The organism is Modestobacter sp. VKM Ac-2985 (assembly GCF_026967925.1).
In the GTDB taxonomy this organism is placed as follows: Bacteria; Actinomycetota; Actinomycetes; order Mycobacteriales; family Geodermatophilaceae; genus Modestobacter.
Window position 1 is genome coordinate 1176267 of sequence record NZ_JAPVBI010000001.1, and the last position, 15705, is coordinate 1191971.

Below are 15705 nucleotides of genomic sequence, written 5' to 3' on the forward strand. Positions count from 1 at the left end.
CGCCCGGCGCCGGACGGGAGTCAGGCGCGGCGGTCCTGCTCCTTCAGCCGCACGGTGACCAGCGCGACGTCGTCCTCGGCGCGCTCGGGCAGCATCCGGGCCAGCAACTGGTCGGCCAGCTCGTCGACCGGCTCCTGCCAGACCCGGCCGAACTCCTCCCGCAGCCGTTCCACCCCGGTGTCGAAGAGCTGGTCGCGGCGCTCGACCAGCCCGTCGGTGTAGAGCAGCACGGTCGAGCCGCGGGGGATGGTCAGCACGTGGTCGCGGCGCGCAGCCGTGGGGTCGACGCCCAGCAGCATGTCGGCACGCGCGCCGTCGAGGACCTCGACCTGCCCGTCCGGGCCGGCGACCACCGGCGGCAGGTGACCGGCGTTGGCCCAGCGCAGCCGGGTGACCCCGCGCCCGAGCTCCTCCGCCGTCTGCTCCAGGCGGGCGACGAGCACCGACGCCATCGTCTTCAGCTCGAGACCGGACATGGCCCGGTCCAGCCGCTGGAGCACCCCGGCGGGGCTGTCGTCGCTGTCGTAGGTGATGCCGCGCAGGAGCCCGCGCAGCTGCCCCATGCAGGCCGCGGCCTCCGTGTCGTGCCCGACGACGTCCCCGATGACCAGCATCGTCGCGCCGTCGGGCTGCTGGAAGACGTCGTACCAGTCGCCGCCGACCTGGGCCTCCCGCGCCGCCGGCACGTAGCGCACCGCGAAGTCCAGGTCGTCGCGCTCCGGTGGTGCCGACAGCAGGCTGCGCTGCAGGGTCAGGGCGGTACGGGCCACCCGCCGGGAGCGGGCGTAGAGCGCCTCCAGCAGGTTGTTGCGCAGCTCGCCGGCCTCGGCCAGCTCGGCCGGGCTCCATGCCTCCGAGCGGTTGCGCACCGTCTCCCGCCACCGGTCGAAGGACTTGCGCGGGGAGAGCCGGATGGAGTCGCCCTCCCGCTCGGCGATCGCCTTGTTGTGCGGGTCGCCGCCCCAGTCGACCGAGTGCACCTGCTCGCTGCGGGTCCAGATGACGTACTGCCCCTCGGGCAGCGGCAGCGCCAGCACCCCGCAGGCCAGCTCCGCGGGGACACCCAGCTGCGGTGCGACCAGGGGCAGTCGATCGGTGCTCACGACGTCGTCGGGCTGCTGACCGGCCCAGCGGGCCACCGCGCCGGCCACCTCCGGGGGAAGGGGGACACCGGCGCCGCCGGTGTGCCCCTGCAGGCTCACCACCACCGAGGAGGCCGGGACGACGTCGAGCAGGCCCGGGCGGCCGAGCACCGTCTCCGACAGCGGCCGGTCCTCGTCCAGCGCCGCGGCGGTCAGCCAGGCCATCGTCGACCGGACCCGCAGCGCCCGGCGGTGCTCCTCGTCCTCGGCGCGGTCGACCAGCCGCAGCGACAGCGTGGAGCCGAGGAACTCCGCGGCCGCGCGGGTGGCGTACGGCGGGGCGTGCGTGCCGGTGTAGTGGTGGCAGGCGATGAGGCCCCAGAGCTTCTCCCCGCGGAGCAGGGAGATCGACATCGAGGAGCGGACGCCCATGTTCTGCAGGTACTCGCAGTGGATGGGCGAGACGCTGCGCAGCGTGGAGTAGGTGAGGTCCAGGGGCCGGCCGGTCGCGGGCAGGTCGACCGGCTCCAGCGGCGACGGCGTGTAGCTGACGTCGGAGATCAGCCGGATCCAGTTCTTCTCGTACAGCGCCCGCGCCTGGGCGGGGACGTCCGAGGCCGGGTAGTGCAGCCCGAGGAAGGAGTTCAGCTCGGGCAGCTTCGCCTCCGCGACGACCTCGCCGTTGTAGTCGGCGTCGTAGCGGTAGACCATCACCCGGTCGAACCCGGTGAGCGCCCGGACCGCCTCGGCGGTGATGTCGTAGAGGGCCTGGAGTGAACCGGCCCGGTTCAGGTCGGCGATCGTCCCGCGCACCGCCTGGTAGGTGTTCGGGAAGGAGAACGGCCGCGGCCCGTAGGCGGGCTCGAGCTCGACGATCAGCGTGCTGGCCGAGGGGGTCACGACCTGGCCGTCGACCGGTGAGGTGCCCACGGGGGTCGGCAGCGTGCTGCCGTCGGGGGCGTGGTTGGACCGGTGCAGGATCGCGTCGACCGGAGAGGGCGTGCCGTCGCAGTCCAGGATCAGCTCGACCGGGTTGCGCTCGCGCAGGTCGCCGAAGGCGCTGGCCGATCGGGCGATCGCCCCGGCCGGCACCGACCCGACCACGTCGGCGAGCGGACGGCCCAGTGCCTCGTCCCAGGCCGTGCCGACGACGTCGGCCAGGTTGCGGGACACCTGGCGGACCACCATGTCCGGCTCGCTGACCGCCAGCAGCACCCCCCGCGGCTGGATGCTGCCGGGCACGTGGATCGGCTCGCGCTCGCAGTTGCTCAGGTCGACCGGCTCGCCGGGCGCCAGCCAGGGGCCCGCCTGCAGTTGATCCGTCACGCAGTGGCCCCGTTCATCGCCGCAGTGGAGGCCCGCCGCTGTTCGACGGGGTGGTGACCGGCCGTCCCGGAGGGCGGGCGACGGAACCCGTCGGCGTTCGCGGCCACCCGGTCCCCGTCGGTCATGGCGTCGTTCCCATGCCGGGTGGACGCTCGTCGTGCACAGTTCATCAGTCAGCCGAGCTTAGGTCACCGGTGCGGTCGGCGAGTTCCGGAACCCGGTTCGCCGACGTGAGCCGCGCCGCACGGACGCCCAGGTGCAGCAGCAGCCGGTCGGCCCCGTCGGCGAGGTCCAGCCCGGTGAGCTCGGCGATCCGGCCGAGCCGGTAGTAGAGCGTCTGCCGGTGGATGCACAGCTGGGCCGCCGCCCGCTGCGGGCTGCCGGCGCAGTCCAGCCACGCCTCGGCGGTGCCGGTGAGCACCGGGTCGGCGAGCAGCCGCGCCAGCGACGGGTCCGGCCCGGGCAACGCAGCGACCTGGCGCCACGCGCCGAGCTCGGACCAGGACGCCGCCGGGGCCAGCCGGGGGTCGACGGCGGCGACCCGGGCCGCGGTCTGCGCCTCGTGCCACTGGGCGGGGAGCTCCAGGCAGCCGCGCCGGGGAGCGGCGACGCCGGCCGTGCTGCCCGCCGGGAGCCGGGCGAGGGCGGCTGCGCTCAGCGCCCCGGCCGGACGGGTGTCGCCGTCCCCGGACAGGGGCAGCAGCACCGCGGCCGCGACGGCGTCGGTGCGCGCGGGGAGCACGGCGGTGACCGCGCCGGCGCCGGGCGGCGTCCAGTCGGTGGGCAGGCCGCCGGCGGCCGGGCGCAACGCCACCAGCGTCACCGTCGTCCGGTCGCCCCCCAGGGCGTCGGTCAGCTCCCGCACCGCCCGTCCGGCCGCGGCACCGGTGAGCACGGCACGCAGCGCGGCGGACAGGTCGGCGGTGCCGGGCCGGCCCTCCGCGAGCAGCCGGCCCGCCTCGGCGGCCAGCGCCACCGCCTCGGCCAGGCCGGGGGCGGCCGGGTCGCCGACGTCGGTCCGGCCCTCGTCGAGCAGCCAGAGGTAGCCCTGCAGCCGCCCGCTGGCGCGCACCGGCAGGCACAGCCGGGTGAGGATGCCGGCCGCCGGGTCGGCCGGCACCCGCAGCGGGTCGGTGGCGTCGGCGATGCCGAACTCCTCGAACCGGCGGCGCACCTCCGGCGTCGAGCCCCTGCCCAGGATGGAGCGCGCCCGGACGGCGTCCATCGTGCTGCCCGCGTCCCCGCCGTCGTCGCCCCCCGGCTCGCCGTGCGCGCAGAACGCGAGCATCGTGAAGTCGCGGTCCTCCAGCGTCGCCGGGGCGGCGAGCAGCCGGGAGACCTCGTCCACCAGGTCCTGCAGGTCGTCACGCACCGGGAGTTCCTCTCACCGTTTCAGACGATCGTACGAGGGTGTCCCGGCGAGTCCGGACATCTGTCGATGGTGCTCAGCGGGTCGCCGTCCCTAGCGTTCGGAGCACCGCACCACCACGCGAGACACCACCACACGAGTCATCGCCCGCCCCACCACCCCGACGGAGGCCCCCCGTGCTCACCCAGAAGGCACTCCTCGCCGCCGCCCGCCGCCCAGGGCTGCGCAAGGTGGTCACCGGCACGCCAGTCACCCGCCGGGTGGTCGAGCGCTTCGTCGCCGGGGAGACCCTGCCCGAGGCGATCGAGGTCGTGCAGGCGCTGACCGTGGACGGCCTCGCGGTCACCCTCGACCACCTGGGTGAGGACGTGACCGACCGCAGCGAGGCCCAGCGCACCCGGGACGCCTACCTGGCCGCGCTCGAGGCGCTGGCGCCGCTGGACCTGGGCCGGGCCGCCGAGGTCTCGGTGAAGCTCTCCGCGTTCGGCCAGGCGCTCCCCGTCGGCGGCGACGACCTGGCGCTGGAGCTGGTGCGCCCGGTCGTGGAGCTGGCGACCTCGCTGGGCACGACCGTCACCCTGGACATGGAGGAGTCGCACACCGTCGACTCCACCCTCGGCGTCCTGGCCGAGCTGCGCCGCGACCACCCCGGCACCGGTGCGGTGCTCCAGGCGATGTTGCGCCGCACCGAGGACGACGCCCGTGCCCTCGCCGTCCCCGGGTCGCGGGTGCGGCTGGTCAAGGGCGCCTACCACGAGCCGGCGTCGGTCGCCCACCAGGACAGGGCCGCCGTCGACGCCGCCTACGGCCGCTGCCTGGAGACGCTGGTCCGCGGGCCTGGGTACCCGATGGTCGGCACGCACGACCCGCGGTTCGTCCAGCAGACGCTCGACCTGGTCGCCGAGACGGGCCGGCCGGCCGACAGCTACGAGTTCCAGCTGCTCTACGGGATCCGCCCCGACGAGCAGACCCGGCTGGCCGCCGAGGGGCACACCGTCCGGGCCTACGTCCCCTACGGCGCCGACTGGTACGGCTACTTCATGCGCCGGCTGGCCGAGCGCCCCGCCAACCTCCAGTTCTTCCTCCGTTCCCTCGCCACCAAGTCCTGATCCCCGTCAGGGCAGAAATGGCCATTTCTGCCCTCGTCTCCTGAGGAGCTCCCCATGGACGCCGTCACCCAGGTCCCCGCGCCGCTCAACGAGCCGGTGCGCGACTACGCCCCCGGATCCCCCGAGCGGGCCGCGCTGCAGCAGCGGCTCACCGAGCTCGCCGCCTCGCCGGTCGAGCTGACCGCCACCCTCGGCGGGACCCAGCGGATGGCCGGGGGAGCCGCGTTCGACGTCGTCGCCCCCCATCGGCACGCCCAGGTGCTCGGCACCTCGGCCGCCGCCACCGCCGCCGACGCCCAGGAGGCGGTGCGCTGCGCCAAGGACGCCGCACCCGGCTGGTCGGAGCTGTCCTTCGACGACCGGGCGGCGGTCTTCCTCCGCGCCGCCGACCTGCTGGCCGGGCCGTGGCGGCAGACGCTCAACGCCGCGACGATGCTCGGGCAGAGCAAGACCGCCTACCAGGCCGAGATCGACGCCGCCTGCGAGCTGATCGACTTCTGGCGCTACAACGTGCACTTCGCCCGGGAGATCCTCGCCGAGCAGCCGGTGTCGGGCCCGGGGGTGTGGAACCGCGTCGACCACCGCCCGCTGGAGGGCTTCGTCTACGCGGTCACCCCGTTCAACTTCACCGCCATCGCCGGCAACCTGCCCACCGCGCCCGCCCTGATGGGCAACACGGTCATCTGGAAGCCGGCCCCCACCCAGCAGTTCGCTGCGCACTTCCTCATGCGGCTGCTCGAGGCCGCCGGCCTGCCGCCGGGTGTGATCAACATGCTGCCGGGTGACGGGGTCGCCGTCTCCGACGTCGTGCTCGCCGACCGCGACCTGGCCGGCATCCACTTCACCGGCTCGACCCCGGTGTTCCAGCACCTGTGGCGGACCGTGGGGGAGAACATCACCGGCTACCGCGGCTACCCGCGGCTGGTGGGGGAGACCGGCGGCAAGGACTTCATCGTCGCGCACCCCTCCGCCGACCCCGACGTGCTGCGCACCGCGATGATCCGCGGCTCCTTCGAGTACCAGGGGCAGAAGTGCTCGGCGGCCTCGCGGGCCTACGTGCCGCGCAGCCTCTGGGGCCAGATCCGCGACGACCTGATCGGCACCGTCGAGGAGCTCCCGATGGGCGACGTCACCGACTTCTCGAACTTCATGGGCGCGGTCATCGACCGCAAGTCCTTCACCAAGCTGTCGAAGGTCCTGGAGAGCGCGAAGGACGACGACGCGCTCACCGTGGTCGCCGGCGGCACCGCCGACGACAGCGAGGGCTTCTTCGTCCGGCCCACCGTCATCGAGGGCACCGACCCGGGGCACGAGGTCTTCACCACCGAGTACTTCGGCCCCGTGCTGGCGGTGCACGTCTACGACGACGCCGACTACGACCGGGTGCTGACCCAGATGGAGTCCGCGGCGCCCTACGCGCTGACCGGTGCCGTCATCGCCCAGGACCGGACGGCGATCGACCACGCGCGCCGGTTCCTCCGGCACGCCGCCGGCAACTTCTACGTCAACGACAAGCCGACCGGCGCCGTCGTCGGCCAGCAGCCCTTCGGTGGCGGCCGCGGCTCGGGCACGAACGACAAGGCGGGAGCGAAGCAGAACCTGCAGCGCTGGACCAGCACCCGCGCGCTGAAGGAGACGTTCGTCCCCGCGACCGACCACCGCTACCCGCACATGGGGTGAGTCACCGGCCGACCTCGGTGAGTGGCTGCCGGCCACTCACCGAGGTCGCGGTGCTCAGCCGGGGAGCTGGATCTTGCGCTCGTCGCACAGCTCGGCGAGCAGGTCGCCCACGGTCTCCTCGACCGAGCCCTCGCCGGGGACGACCGCGCCCGGCTCGTCCTCGCCCAGCGGCTCCAGGGTGTCCAGCTGGCTGCGCAGCAGGGACGGCGGCATGTAGTGGCCCTGCCGCTTGGCCAGCCGCTCGGTGAGGGTCTCCTCCGAGGTGTTCGCGTGCGCGAACCACACCGAGGGGTTGCCCTCGCACAGCAGGTCGCGGTAGCTGCGCTTGAGCGCCGAGCAGGTGAGGATGAACGACGTCCCGGCGGCTTCGTGCTCGCCGATCAGCTCGGCCATCCGGCGCAGCCACGGCCAGCGGTCCTCGTCGTCCAGCGGGGTGCCACTGCGCATCTTCTCGACGTTCTCCGGTGGGTGCAGGTCGTCGCCCTCGATGAACTCCCACTGCAGGCGGCGGGCGAGCTCGTTCGCGACGGTCGACTTGCCGGAGCCGGAGACCCCCATGACGACGATCGAGGTGGTCGCCGGGATGCTGTCCGTGGTGGTTTCCATGCCCCGACCGTATTGAGTCGAGGGAGGAGTTGGGAACCGGGACGGGGGCACGGGGCGTGACGACGACGGAGCGACGGAGTTCGCTGTGGCGACTCCCGGCCGTCCGCTCCCTGGTCGCGCTCAACGCGCTCGGGTTCCTCAGCTACTCGCTGTTGCTCTCGGCGCTGCCCGCGCACGCCGCCGCGCTGGGCGCCGGGCTCACCGCCGCCGGGGCGGTGACCACGGTGTTCCTGGTGGCCACGGTGCTCGCCCAGATGGTGGTGCCGGCGCTGGTCGCCCGGCTGGGCATCGGCCCGGTGCTGGCCGGGGGTCTGGTCGCCCTGGGGGCACCGTCCCCGCTGTACCTGCTGGCCGACGACGTGCGCTGGTTCGCCGTCGTCTCGGTGGTGCGCGGTCTGGGGTTCGCGGTGCTCACCGTGCTCGGCTCCACCATCGCGGCCCAGGCGGTGCCACCAGCGCGGCGCGGTGAGTCGATCGGCATCTACGGGCTGGCGATCTCGGTGCCGACGCTCGCCGCGGTGCCGGGCGGGACGGCGCTCACCCTGGCCGGCCACTTCCCGTGGGTCGCCGCGATGGCCGCGGCACCGGTGCTCGCGCTGGTGTTCGTGCCGGGGCTGGTGCGGGCCCTCGGCCCGCCGGAGGTGCCCACCCCGGGTGGGTCGCGGGCGGCGGTGTGGGCCGCGGCCGCGCCGTCGCTGATGCTGCTGGTGGTGACCCTGGCCGGCGGCGGGCTGGTGACCTTCCTGCCGATCGAGCTGCCCGACGGCGCGCTGGCGGTGGTCGCGCTGCTGGTGTTCGGGGTGAGCACCGCCCTGTGCCGCTGGGGTGCCGGGCTGCTCGTCGACCGGCTGGGTGCGCGGGTCCTGCTGCCGGCCACGCTGGCCAGTGGGGTCGCCGGGATGCTGCTGGTCGCGCTGGGGCTCCGGGCGGCGGGCGCCGGCGGGGCCGCGGCCGTGCTGACCGGGGCCTTCGCGCTGGGCGTCGCCTACGGCGCGGTGCAGAACCTGACCCTGGTGATCGCCCTGGCCCGGGCCGGCGCCGGGCAGACCACGACGGTCAGCGCCGTGTGGAACGCCTGCTACGACACCGGCACCGCGATCGGTGCGCTGGCCGTCGGGGCGGTCGCCGCCCAGGTCGGCCTGCCGCTCAGCTACGTGTTCGTGGCGGTGCTGCTCGCCCTGGCACTCCCGCTGGCGGTCACGCTGCCCCGGGCGCTGCGCGCCGCACGCTGAGTCAGCCGGTGGAGGCCTGGCCGCCCAGCCGCTGTCGGGCCGCCTCGGCCAGCTGCGTCACCGTCTGCACCTCCGCGGCGGCCTCCCGCAGCCAGGTGCGCAGCCCGTCGACGTCGAACCGGTTGCGGTCGCGCAGCTGGCCGAGCAGCACCTGCCGGGCGCTGGCCTGGGCGCGCATCGCCGTGGGCAGCGTGCGCCCGGTGCGGCGGGCCCGGGTGGTGAGACTCGCGCCGAGGAAGACCAGCTCGCGGACGTCGGTCAGGCCGGCCAGGAGCGCCTCGGCGTCCTCGGGCCGGTCGTCGGCCAGCAGCTGCAGGTACTCGTCGGCACGGCGGGCGCCGGTGTCGGCGGGGGACTCGGACGGTGCGGTCACCCCTCCACTGTCCCTGGGCGTCACCGTCCTGACCACTGCGGGGGGCGCTTGTCCAGGTAGGCGGCGATCCCCTCGCGCCGGTCCTCGCTCAGGTAGGGGTTCGGGCCGACGTCCAGCCGCAGCGCCGCTGCCAGCGGGAGCTCGAGCCCCTTGACCGCGGTCTCCTTCATCCGGCGCACCGACAGGGGGGCGTTGGCGGCGATCCGCTCGGCGAGGGCCAGGGCGGCGGGCAGCACCTCCTCGACCGGGACGACGCGGTTGACCAGCCCCCACCGGGCCGCGTCCTCGCTGGTCACGTACTCGCCGGTGAAGAGCATCTCCAGCGCGATGCCGGTCGGGATCCGCTTGGGCAGCACCACGGACCCGTAGTTGGCACCCATCCCGATCGTCGCCTCCGGCAGGCCGAGCTTGATCCCGGGTGCGGCGATCCGGATGTCACAGGCCAGCGCGAGCTCGAACCCGCCGGCGACCGCGTGCCCGCCGAGCGCGGCGATCACCGGTACGTAGGTCTCGCCCAGCACCTCGAACAGGGCGCGGCCGGGGCGGTTCATCGGCGGCCGGAAGGGCTCACCGCGCTGGTCGCGCTCCCGGATCTCCTTGAGGTCGAAGCCGGCGCAGAACGCCGGGCCGTTGCCGGTGAGCACGACGGCGCGGACGTCGGCGTCCTCGGCGCAGGCGAGCAGCTCGTCGACCAGGTCGACCTGCAGCGCCGTGGACAGCGCGTTGCGCCGCTCGGGGCGGTCGAGGGTCAGCACGCGGACGTGCCCCCGGGTCTCGGTGACCAGTCCGGACTCGCGGCGCTGCGGTTCGCTCATGGCCGCGATCCTCCCGCGCCGGGCCCGGCCGGTCAGGCGGAGGGCAGCTCCCCGGTCTGCACCAGGTGATCGGCGATGTCGCGGACCTTCGTGTTGCTCTCCATCGACAGCTTGGCCAGGACGGAGAACGCCCGGTCGGCCGGCCACTTGTGCCGTTCCATCAGGATGCCCTTGGCCTGGTCGATGACCGCCCGCGAGTCCAGGGCGGCGCGGAGGTGCTCGGCGCGTTCGACGGCGGTCTCGTAGAGGTACATGTTCGACACCGGGACGACGGCGTAGGCGGCGAAGCGAGCGGCCAGCTCCCGGGACCGCCGGTCGAGGGGCGCAGCAGTGCGGGCGTAGACGTTCAGGCCGCCGCAGATCAGCTCCTGCGGGGGCAGCGGGAAGGACAGCATGCTCCGGCAGCCGCGCTGGGCGGCCAGCTTCGGGAAGCGGCCCCAGCGCTCGTCGGTGCCGGTGTCGACGACCTCGACCAGCCGTCCGGTGGTGGCGGCCTCCATGCAGGGACCTGCGTCCTGCGCGTACTGGGCCTGGTCCAGCTGGCGGGCGAGCGGGTGGCTCGCGGCGGGGGTGGCGGGCCGGCCGTCCCCGATGATGGTCACCGAGGTGACCGGTTCGCCGGGGAGGACCTGCGCGGCCAGGTCGGTGACCTTCTGCAGCACCGACTCCAGCGAGTGCTCGGCGAAGGACATCCGGCCCAGCTCGTCGAACGCGCGCTGGACGACGTCGGCGTCGGGATCGGGGGTGGGGCGAGTCACGGTGGTACTCCGGCGTCAGATGTGCACCGGACGTCGCTCGTGCCGGCGGTGAAGGGCCCCGGGTCTCTCGGGGCTCAACTGTCGTGGGGTGCGAGACCCCATGCCGCACGCCGGCTGTGTGACGGTGTGGCGGGAGGAGCATAGCCAGCCGCGACAACGGCCCAGGTGGAGCGCCCTGAACGGTGTTCACGGCAGGTACCGTGGACACCGGCGCCCGGGTGAGCCCAGGCGCCGGTGCGTCAGACAGCGGCGTGCACGCGAGCGGGGCCTCAGCGCGGGGTCCTTGCCGAGGGGCCATCCCCGGTGCTCTACAGACCGGAGTCTGACGTGCCCACCTATGACGGACACCTGACCCGGGACGCCACCGAGGCGCTCGAGCGCCTGGGCAGCCTGGCTCTGCGTGACCACTCGATGGAGTCGGTGCTGCAGACCGTCGCCGACCTGGTCAAGCAGGTGCTGCCCGGTGAGATCGAGGCCTCGATCTCGCTCCTGGCCAACGACCGGGCGACGACGACGGTCTACACCGGCAAGCTCGCACTGGACCTCGACGAGAGCCAGTACGGCCGCGGCCACGGCCCCTGCCTGCACGCTGCCTCGACCGGCGAGCTGGTGGAGATCCACGACGCGCGCACCGAGGAACGGTGGCCCGAGTACAGCCGGGTCGCCTGGGAACGGGGCAGCGGCAGCTCGCTGTCGGTGCCGTTGCCGCTCCAGGACCAGATGTCGGGCGCCCTGAACATCTACGCCCGGGAGGTGCACGGCTTCGACGAGGAGTCGCGGTCCGCCGCCCAGCGGTTCGCGCCGTACGCGGCCGTCGCCGTGTCGAACATGCACGCCTACCAGAGCGCCCGGCACATGGCCGAGAACCTGCAGGTCGCCCTGGAGTCCCGAGCAGTGATCGACCAGGCCAAGGGCATCCTGATGGAGCGGCACAAGCTGACCGCCGACCAGGCCTTCCAGGCGATGGCGGCGGTCTCCATGCGGCGCAACCGCAAGGTGCGCGAGATCGCCGAGACGTTGGTCCGGACGGGGGAGTTCCGACCCGACGCCCCGATGGCCGGCTGAGCGACTGCCGTCGTCGTTCGGTTGAGCCGGACCGGGGACGGGCAGAACGGAGCAGGGGCGTCTGCGTGCCGGCACACAGAGGACCCCAGGTTCGGTGGTCGAGACCACGGCCACCGAGCCGCCCATCCGCGGACGGCGCCCGGCCCGAACACCTCCCGGTCGCGTCGTCCCCCTGACCCCGGGCCGGCGTGGCCGCTCGGCAGGGGCGACGCCAGGGCGGCCGACCGCCGCGCACCGGCGCTGGTGGTGCCCCGCCGGGGGAGGCCCGGGAACGACGAAGCGGCCCCGTCCCGGAGGACGGAGCCGCTGGTCGATCCTGGTGCGCCATCAGGGACTCGAACCCCGAACCCGCTGATTAAGAGTCAGCTGCTCTGCCAATTGAGCTAATGGCGCGTGTCGCTCGACGTGGTCGGGCAACAGGAGAGGACTCTACACGCCGATCGGCCTCCACCGTCTGGTGGGGCAGGGTCATCCGCGTCACGTGTTGCGGCAGACAACGAACTGTCAGCTCGGGCATGGACACTGGGCGACGGTGCACGACGCCCGCCGGGAGGGTCCCGGTCGGCGCGCACCGGAAGTGGGGGCAGGTCTTCGTGGGTTCTCTGCAGGCGAGACGGATCGCGGCACTGCTCATCGCGGCGTTGCTCGCCGTGCTGGCGGGTTGTTCGGGGTCGTCGTCCGAGAGCTCCCCGGACGAGGAGGCAGCGGCACCGACCGTGGCTGCCGCGTCGGTGTCGGTGGACCTGGCCGACGGCGCCGTCGACGTCGCACCGACCGCCCCGCTGCAGGTCACGGTCACCGGCGGCGAGCTGGGGGAGGTCACGGTCGCCGACGACGCCGGTGCCGAGGTCGCGGGCAGCGTCGAACCCGAGCCGGCCGACCCGTCGACCGTCGTCTGGACGCCGGAGACCGAGCTGGACTACGGCACGAGCTACACGGTGACCGCGACCGCCGCCAACGCCTCCGCCGAGGAGACGACCACGACGTCGTCCTTCACCACGGTGACCCCGGAGACGCTGTCCACCCCGGGCATCGGCCCGCTGGACGGCACCACCGTGGGGGTCGGCATGCCGATCCGGGTGTTCTTCGACGAGCCGGTCGCCGACCAGGCCGAGGTGGAGCGCCACCTGCTGGTCACCAGCAGCACGCCCACCGACGGGGTGTGGAACTGGGTGCGCGATGACGAGGTGCACTTCCGGCCCTCCACCTACTGGCCGGCCGACACCGAGGTGACCCTGGAGGCCGACCTCTACGGGGTCGACTTCGGCGAGGGCGTCTGGGGTGAGAAGGACCGCACCATCTCCTTCAGCGTGGGCGAGCGGCACGTCTCCGTCGCCGACGCCGCGGCCCACACCCTGACCGTCCAGGACGGTGACCAGCTCGTGCAGACCTTCCCGATGAGCGCCGGCGACGCAGAGAACCCGACGCACAACGGTGCGCACGTCGTCCTGGAGAAGTTCGCCGACATCACCATGGACTCCTCCACGTTCGGCCTGGCCGTCGACGCACCCGGCGGCTACCGCACCGACGTCCAGTACGCGACGCGCATCTCCAACAACGGCGAGTTCGTGCACGCCGCCCCGTGGTCGCTGGCCGACCAGGGCTCGCGGAACGTGAGCCACGGCTGCATCAACCTGGCCACCGAGAACGCGAAGTGGTTCTACGACTTCTCCCAGCCCGGGGACGTCGTCGAGGTCGTCAACTCGATCGGCGGCACCCTCACCGTCGCCGACGGCGACATCTACGACTGGGCCATCCCGTGGGAGGAGTGGACGGCCGGCAGCGCGCTGTCCTGACCTGAGCCGGGTCAGCGCCACACGTCGTGCTCCGGCTCCTCCGCCCGACCTGCCGTCAGGGCGACGACCACCGACTCCGCGGCCCGGTAGACCGTCAGCGCGACCGCGATCACCACCGCCGGCGGGACGACGATCGGTGTGGCCAGCACCGACAGGGCCAGCACCCGCGGGGCGTCGAGCCACCAGCCCGCCCGGCGCACCGGGTCGGCCAGGGCGCCCCAGCGAACGCCGCACCACATCAGCCACCGGCGCAGCGGCGGCACCCCGAGCTCGCGCATCACCCGCCGGAACACCCCGTCGGCGTCCCGGGCCGAGAGCACCCCGGTGGGCACCCCGACGTCGGTCAGCCAGTCGTGCAGGACGGCGGCTGGGGTGTACCGACCCGAGCGTGGGAAGAGCCACACCACGATGCGGGGCACCGAGGCGAAGTCGGTCCGGAAGCCGGGCGGGACGACGAAGGTGTCCTGGTCACCGCGGTAGACCAGCGGCGCCAGCACCTCCCACGAGGTGTCGGTGGCCCGGCGCACGGTCAGGGCGAGGGAGTCGAAGGGCACCGCCGCAGCTTCCCCCCGCTCGCCGTCCCCGACACCCGCCCACGCTGGTCCCGGCCGAGGCGGGTGATGAGGTGACCGGGTGAGCGCAGTGTGGGGCAGGCGAGGCGGTCCGGCGATGCACGGCAGGGAGGCCCGGTGAACCGGTGGCTGTGGCTGGCCGGGGCCATCCTCGTCGAGGTCGCCGCCACGCTGTCCCTGCGGGCAGCCGTCGAGCAGGCGGCCTGGTACCTGCCCGTGGTCGTCGGCTACGTCGCCTCGTTCATCCTCCTGGCCGGCACGCTGCGCCGGGGGATGGCCATCGGCGTCGCCTACGGCATCTGGGCTGCCAGTGGGGTCGTGCTCACGGCCGTCGCCGCCGCCTTCCTGTTCGGTGAGGCGCTGACCCCGCTGATGGGCCTCGGCTTCGTGGTCATCGTCGCCGGGGTCCTGCTGGTGGAGCTCGGGTCGCACCGCGCCGAGCGCGCCCTCGCGGGGCCGGGGGAGGGTCGGTGACCTGGGTCTTCCTCGCCGCCGCGATCGCCTGTGAAGTCGCTGCCACCATGTCGTTGCGCGCCTCGGAGGGCTTGCGCGACAAGCGCTGGGCCCCGCTGATCGTCCTGGGTTACCTGGCCTGCTTCACCTTCCTCACCCTCGCGCTGCGGGAAGGGCTGGCCATCGGGGTCGCCTACGGCATCTGGGCCGCCAGCGGCGTTGCCCTGACCGCGGTGATCGCGCACCTGCTCTTCCGTGACCCGCTCACCCGGACGATGGGCGCCGGGATCGCGCTCATCGCGGTGGGGGTGCTGCTCGTGGAGCTGGGAGCGCACTGAAGGTCGCCTCTCGCTATCATCGCCGCGTGGCGATGGGAGACGGGGGCGACGCAGCCGTGCTGACGCCGGCGGGTGGGCCGGCTCCTCCGGTCGACGAGGCCGCGGCGTTGACCGTGGCGGCGTGCATGTTCCGCAGCCTGGGCGACCCGACCCGGCTGGCGATCGTGCGGCACCTGACCCTCGGCGAGCACAAGGTCGTGACGCTGACCGAACACCTGGGCCTGGCGCAGTCCACCGTGTCGGCGCACCTGTCCTGCCTGCGCGACTGCGGGCTGGTCACCTCCCGGCCACAGGGGCGGGCCTCGATGTGGTCGCTGACGACCGCCCCGGAGCTGCTGGCGCTGCTGGCCGCCGCCGAGGGGCTGCTCGCCGCCACCGGCGATGCGGTCGCGCTGTGCCCCACCTACGGCGAGAGCGGTCGGGCGTGACCGACCGGTCGCCCGCACTGACCGACGCCGAGACCGAACGGCTGACCCGCCGCGGGCTGCGCCTGGCGCAGTTCACCGTGGTCTACAACGTCGCCGAGGGTGCCGTCGCGATCACCGCCGGCCTGCTCGCCGGGCTGGTCTCCCTGGTCGGCTTCGGCGTCGACTCCGGCATCGAGTCCTTCGCCGCGGTCCTCGTCGGGCTCCGGTTGTCGGCGCGGCTGCGGCACGGCAGCACCGACGAGCGCAAGGAGCGTCGTGCGCTGAAGGCCGTGGCGGTCACCTTCTTCGTCCTCGCCGCGTACGTGGTCATCGAGGGCGTCCGCAGCCTGCTCGGCGACGAGGAGCCGGACACCTCCACGGTCGGGCTGGTGCTGCTGGCCGCCTCCATCGTGGTCATGCCGCTCCTGGCCCGCGCGAAGCGCCGGGTCGGCCTGGCGCTCGGCGGGGACCCGCTGGTCCTCGCGGACGCGGCCGAGACCCGGATCTGCGTGCTGCTGAGCATCTCCACCCTCGTCGGGCTGGGTCTCTACGCCGTGACCGGTGCCGCCTGGCTCGATCCGGTCGCCGGGTTCGTCATCGCGGCCTTCGCCGTCCACGAGGGGCGGGAGGCGTGGGACGGCGAACTCGTCGAGGACGAGGACGAGGACGAGGACGAGGACTGACGAGATGCACGCCGGCTGACCTCCGCCCCGGCTCCTCGGGC

The 15705-nt window shown here is 73.8% G+C and carries 16 protein-coding genes and 1 tRNA gene; 9 read left to right on the forward strand and 8 right to left on the reverse strand.

Annotated features, from left to right (window positions below; genetic code table 11):
* Window positions 1-20 precede the first annotated feature (20 nt).
* Entirely contained in the window at window positions 21-2408 is a 2388-nt protein-coding gene (locus O2V61_RS05555) for a SpoIIE family protein phosphatase (RefSeq protein WP_269182321.1), read from the reverse strand.
* A 169-nt stretch (window positions 2409-2577) separates the two neighbouring features.
* Window positions 2578-3780, reverse strand: coding sequence for a PucR family transcriptional regulator (locus O2V61_RS05560; RefSeq protein WP_269182322.1), 1203 nt, complete (start codon window positions 3778-3780; stop codon window positions 2578-2580).
* A gap of 173 nt (window positions 3781-3953) precedes the next feature.
* On the opposite strand from O2V61_RS05560, the gene O2V61_RS05565 reads away from it, so the two are divergent.
* Both O2V61_RS05565 and pruA read left to right on the forward strand, forming a co-directional pair.
* On the forward strand, window positions 3954-4886 hold the full coding sequence (locus O2V61_RS05565; RefSeq protein WP_269182323.1) for a proline dehydrogenase family protein: 933 nt from the start codon (window positions 3954-3956) through the stop codon (window positions 4884-4886).
* A 54-nt stretch (window positions 4887-4940) separates the two neighbouring features.
* Complete coding sequence (pruA, locus tag O2V61_RS05570) at window positions 4941-6566, forward strand: L-glutamate gamma-semialdehyde dehydrogenase (RefSeq protein WP_269182324.1); 1626 nt, start codon at window positions 4941-4943, stop codon at window positions 6564-6566.
* Between the two features lie 54 nt (window positions 6567-6620).
* Here the strand turns inward: pruA and O2V61_RS05575 are convergent, their stop codons facing one another.
* A complete protein-coding gene (locus tag O2V61_RS05575) occupies window positions 6621-7172 on the reverse strand; it encodes a gluconokinase (RefSeq protein WP_269182325.1) in 552 nt (183 codons plus the stop codon).
* 56 nt (window positions 7173-7228) lie between these two features.
* Here O2V61_RS05575 and O2V61_RS05580 point away from each other — a divergent pair, with 56 nt between their 5' ends.
* A complete protein-coding gene (locus O2V61_RS05580; RefSeq protein WP_269182326.1) occupies window positions 7229-8404 on the forward strand; it encodes an MFS transporter in 1176 nt (391 codons plus the stop codon).
* A 1-nt stretch (window position 8405) separates the two neighbouring features.
* On the opposite strand, the gene O2V61_RS05585 is transcribed toward O2V61_RS05580, so the two are convergent.
* Genes O2V61_RS05585 through O2V61_RS05595 form a run of 3 tightly spaced genes read right to left on the reverse strand, consistent with a single transcriptional unit; the run spans window position 8406 to window position 10350 of the window.
* Entirely contained in the window at window positions 8406-8777 is a 372-nt protein-coding gene (locus O2V61_RS05585) for a hypothetical protein (RefSeq protein ID WP_269182327.1), read from the reverse strand.
* A 20-nt stretch (window positions 8778-8797) separates the two neighbouring features.
* Entirely contained in the window at window positions 8798-9592 is a 795-nt protein-coding gene (locus O2V61_RS05590) for an enoyl-CoA hydratase/isomerase family protein (protein ID WP_269182328.1), read from the reverse strand.
* A 32-nt stretch (window positions 9593-9624) separates the two neighbouring features.
* Window positions 9625-10350 (reverse strand): GAF and ANTAR domain-containing protein, encoded by a 726-nt coding sequence (locus O2V61_RS05595; protein ID WP_269182329.1) that lies wholly within the window; start codon window positions 10348-10350, stop codon window positions 9625-9627.
* Between the two features lie 411 nt (window positions 10351-10761).
* Between O2V61_RS05595 and O2V61_RS05600 the strand changes: the two genes are divergently transcribed.
* Entirely contained in the window at window positions 10762-11415 is a 654-nt protein-coding gene (locus O2V61_RS05600) for an ANTAR domain-containing protein (RefSeq protein ID WP_442929171.1), read from the forward strand.
* Between the two features lie 317 nt (window positions 11416-11732).
* Here the strand turns inward: O2V61_RS05600 and O2V61_RS05605 are convergent.
* A tRNA-Lys gene (locus O2V61_RS05605) sits at window positions 11733-11808 on the reverse strand.
* 200 nt (window positions 11809-12008) lie between these two features.
* Here O2V61_RS05605 and O2V61_RS05610 point away from each other — a divergent pair.
* A complete protein-coding gene (locus tag O2V61_RS05610; RefSeq protein ID WP_269182331.1) occupies window positions 12009-13211 on the forward strand; it encodes a L,D-transpeptidase in 1203 nt (400 codons plus the stop codon).
* An 11-nt stretch (window positions 13212-13222) separates the two neighbouring features.
* Here the strand turns inward: O2V61_RS05610 and O2V61_RS05615 are convergent, their stop codons facing one another.
* Window positions 13223-13765, reverse strand: a complete 543-nt coding sequence (locus O2V61_RS05615) for a DUF1353 domain-containing protein (protein WP_269182332.1) — start codon at window positions 13763-13765, stop codon at window positions 13223-13225.
* Between the two features lie 135 nt (window positions 13766-13900).
* Here O2V61_RS05615 and O2V61_RS05620 point away from each other — a divergent pair, with 135 nt between their 5' ends.
* The 4 genes from O2V61_RS05620 to O2V61_RS05635 are packed head-to-tail and all read left to right on the forward strand — an operon-like array spanning window position 13901 to window position 15664.
* Window positions 13901-14257: a DMT family transporter gene (locus O2V61_RS05620; protein WP_269182333.1), complete on the forward strand. Its 357-nt coding sequence runs from the start codon at window positions 13901-13903 to the stop codon at window positions 14255-14257.
* A complete protein-coding gene (locus O2V61_RS05625) occupies window positions 14254-14574 on the forward strand; it encodes a DMT family transporter (RefSeq protein ID WP_269182334.1) in 321 nt (106 codons plus the stop codon). The genes O2V61_RS05620 and O2V61_RS05625 overlap by 4 nt, the downstream gene beginning before the upstream one ends.
* A gap of 32 nt (window positions 14575-14606) precedes the next feature.
* A complete protein-coding gene (locus O2V61_RS05630) occupies window positions 14607-15002 on the forward strand; it encodes an ArsR/SmtB family transcription factor (protein ID WP_269182993.1) in 396 nt (131 codons plus the stop codon).
* On the forward strand, window positions 14999-15664 hold the full coding sequence (locus O2V61_RS05635; protein WP_269182335.1) for a cation diffusion facilitator family transporter: 666 nt from the start codon (window positions 14999-15001) through the stop codon (window positions 15662-15664). Before O2V61_RS05630 ends, O2V61_RS05635 begins: the two co-directional genes overlap by 4 nt.
* Window positions 15665-15705 lie beyond the last annotated feature (41 nt).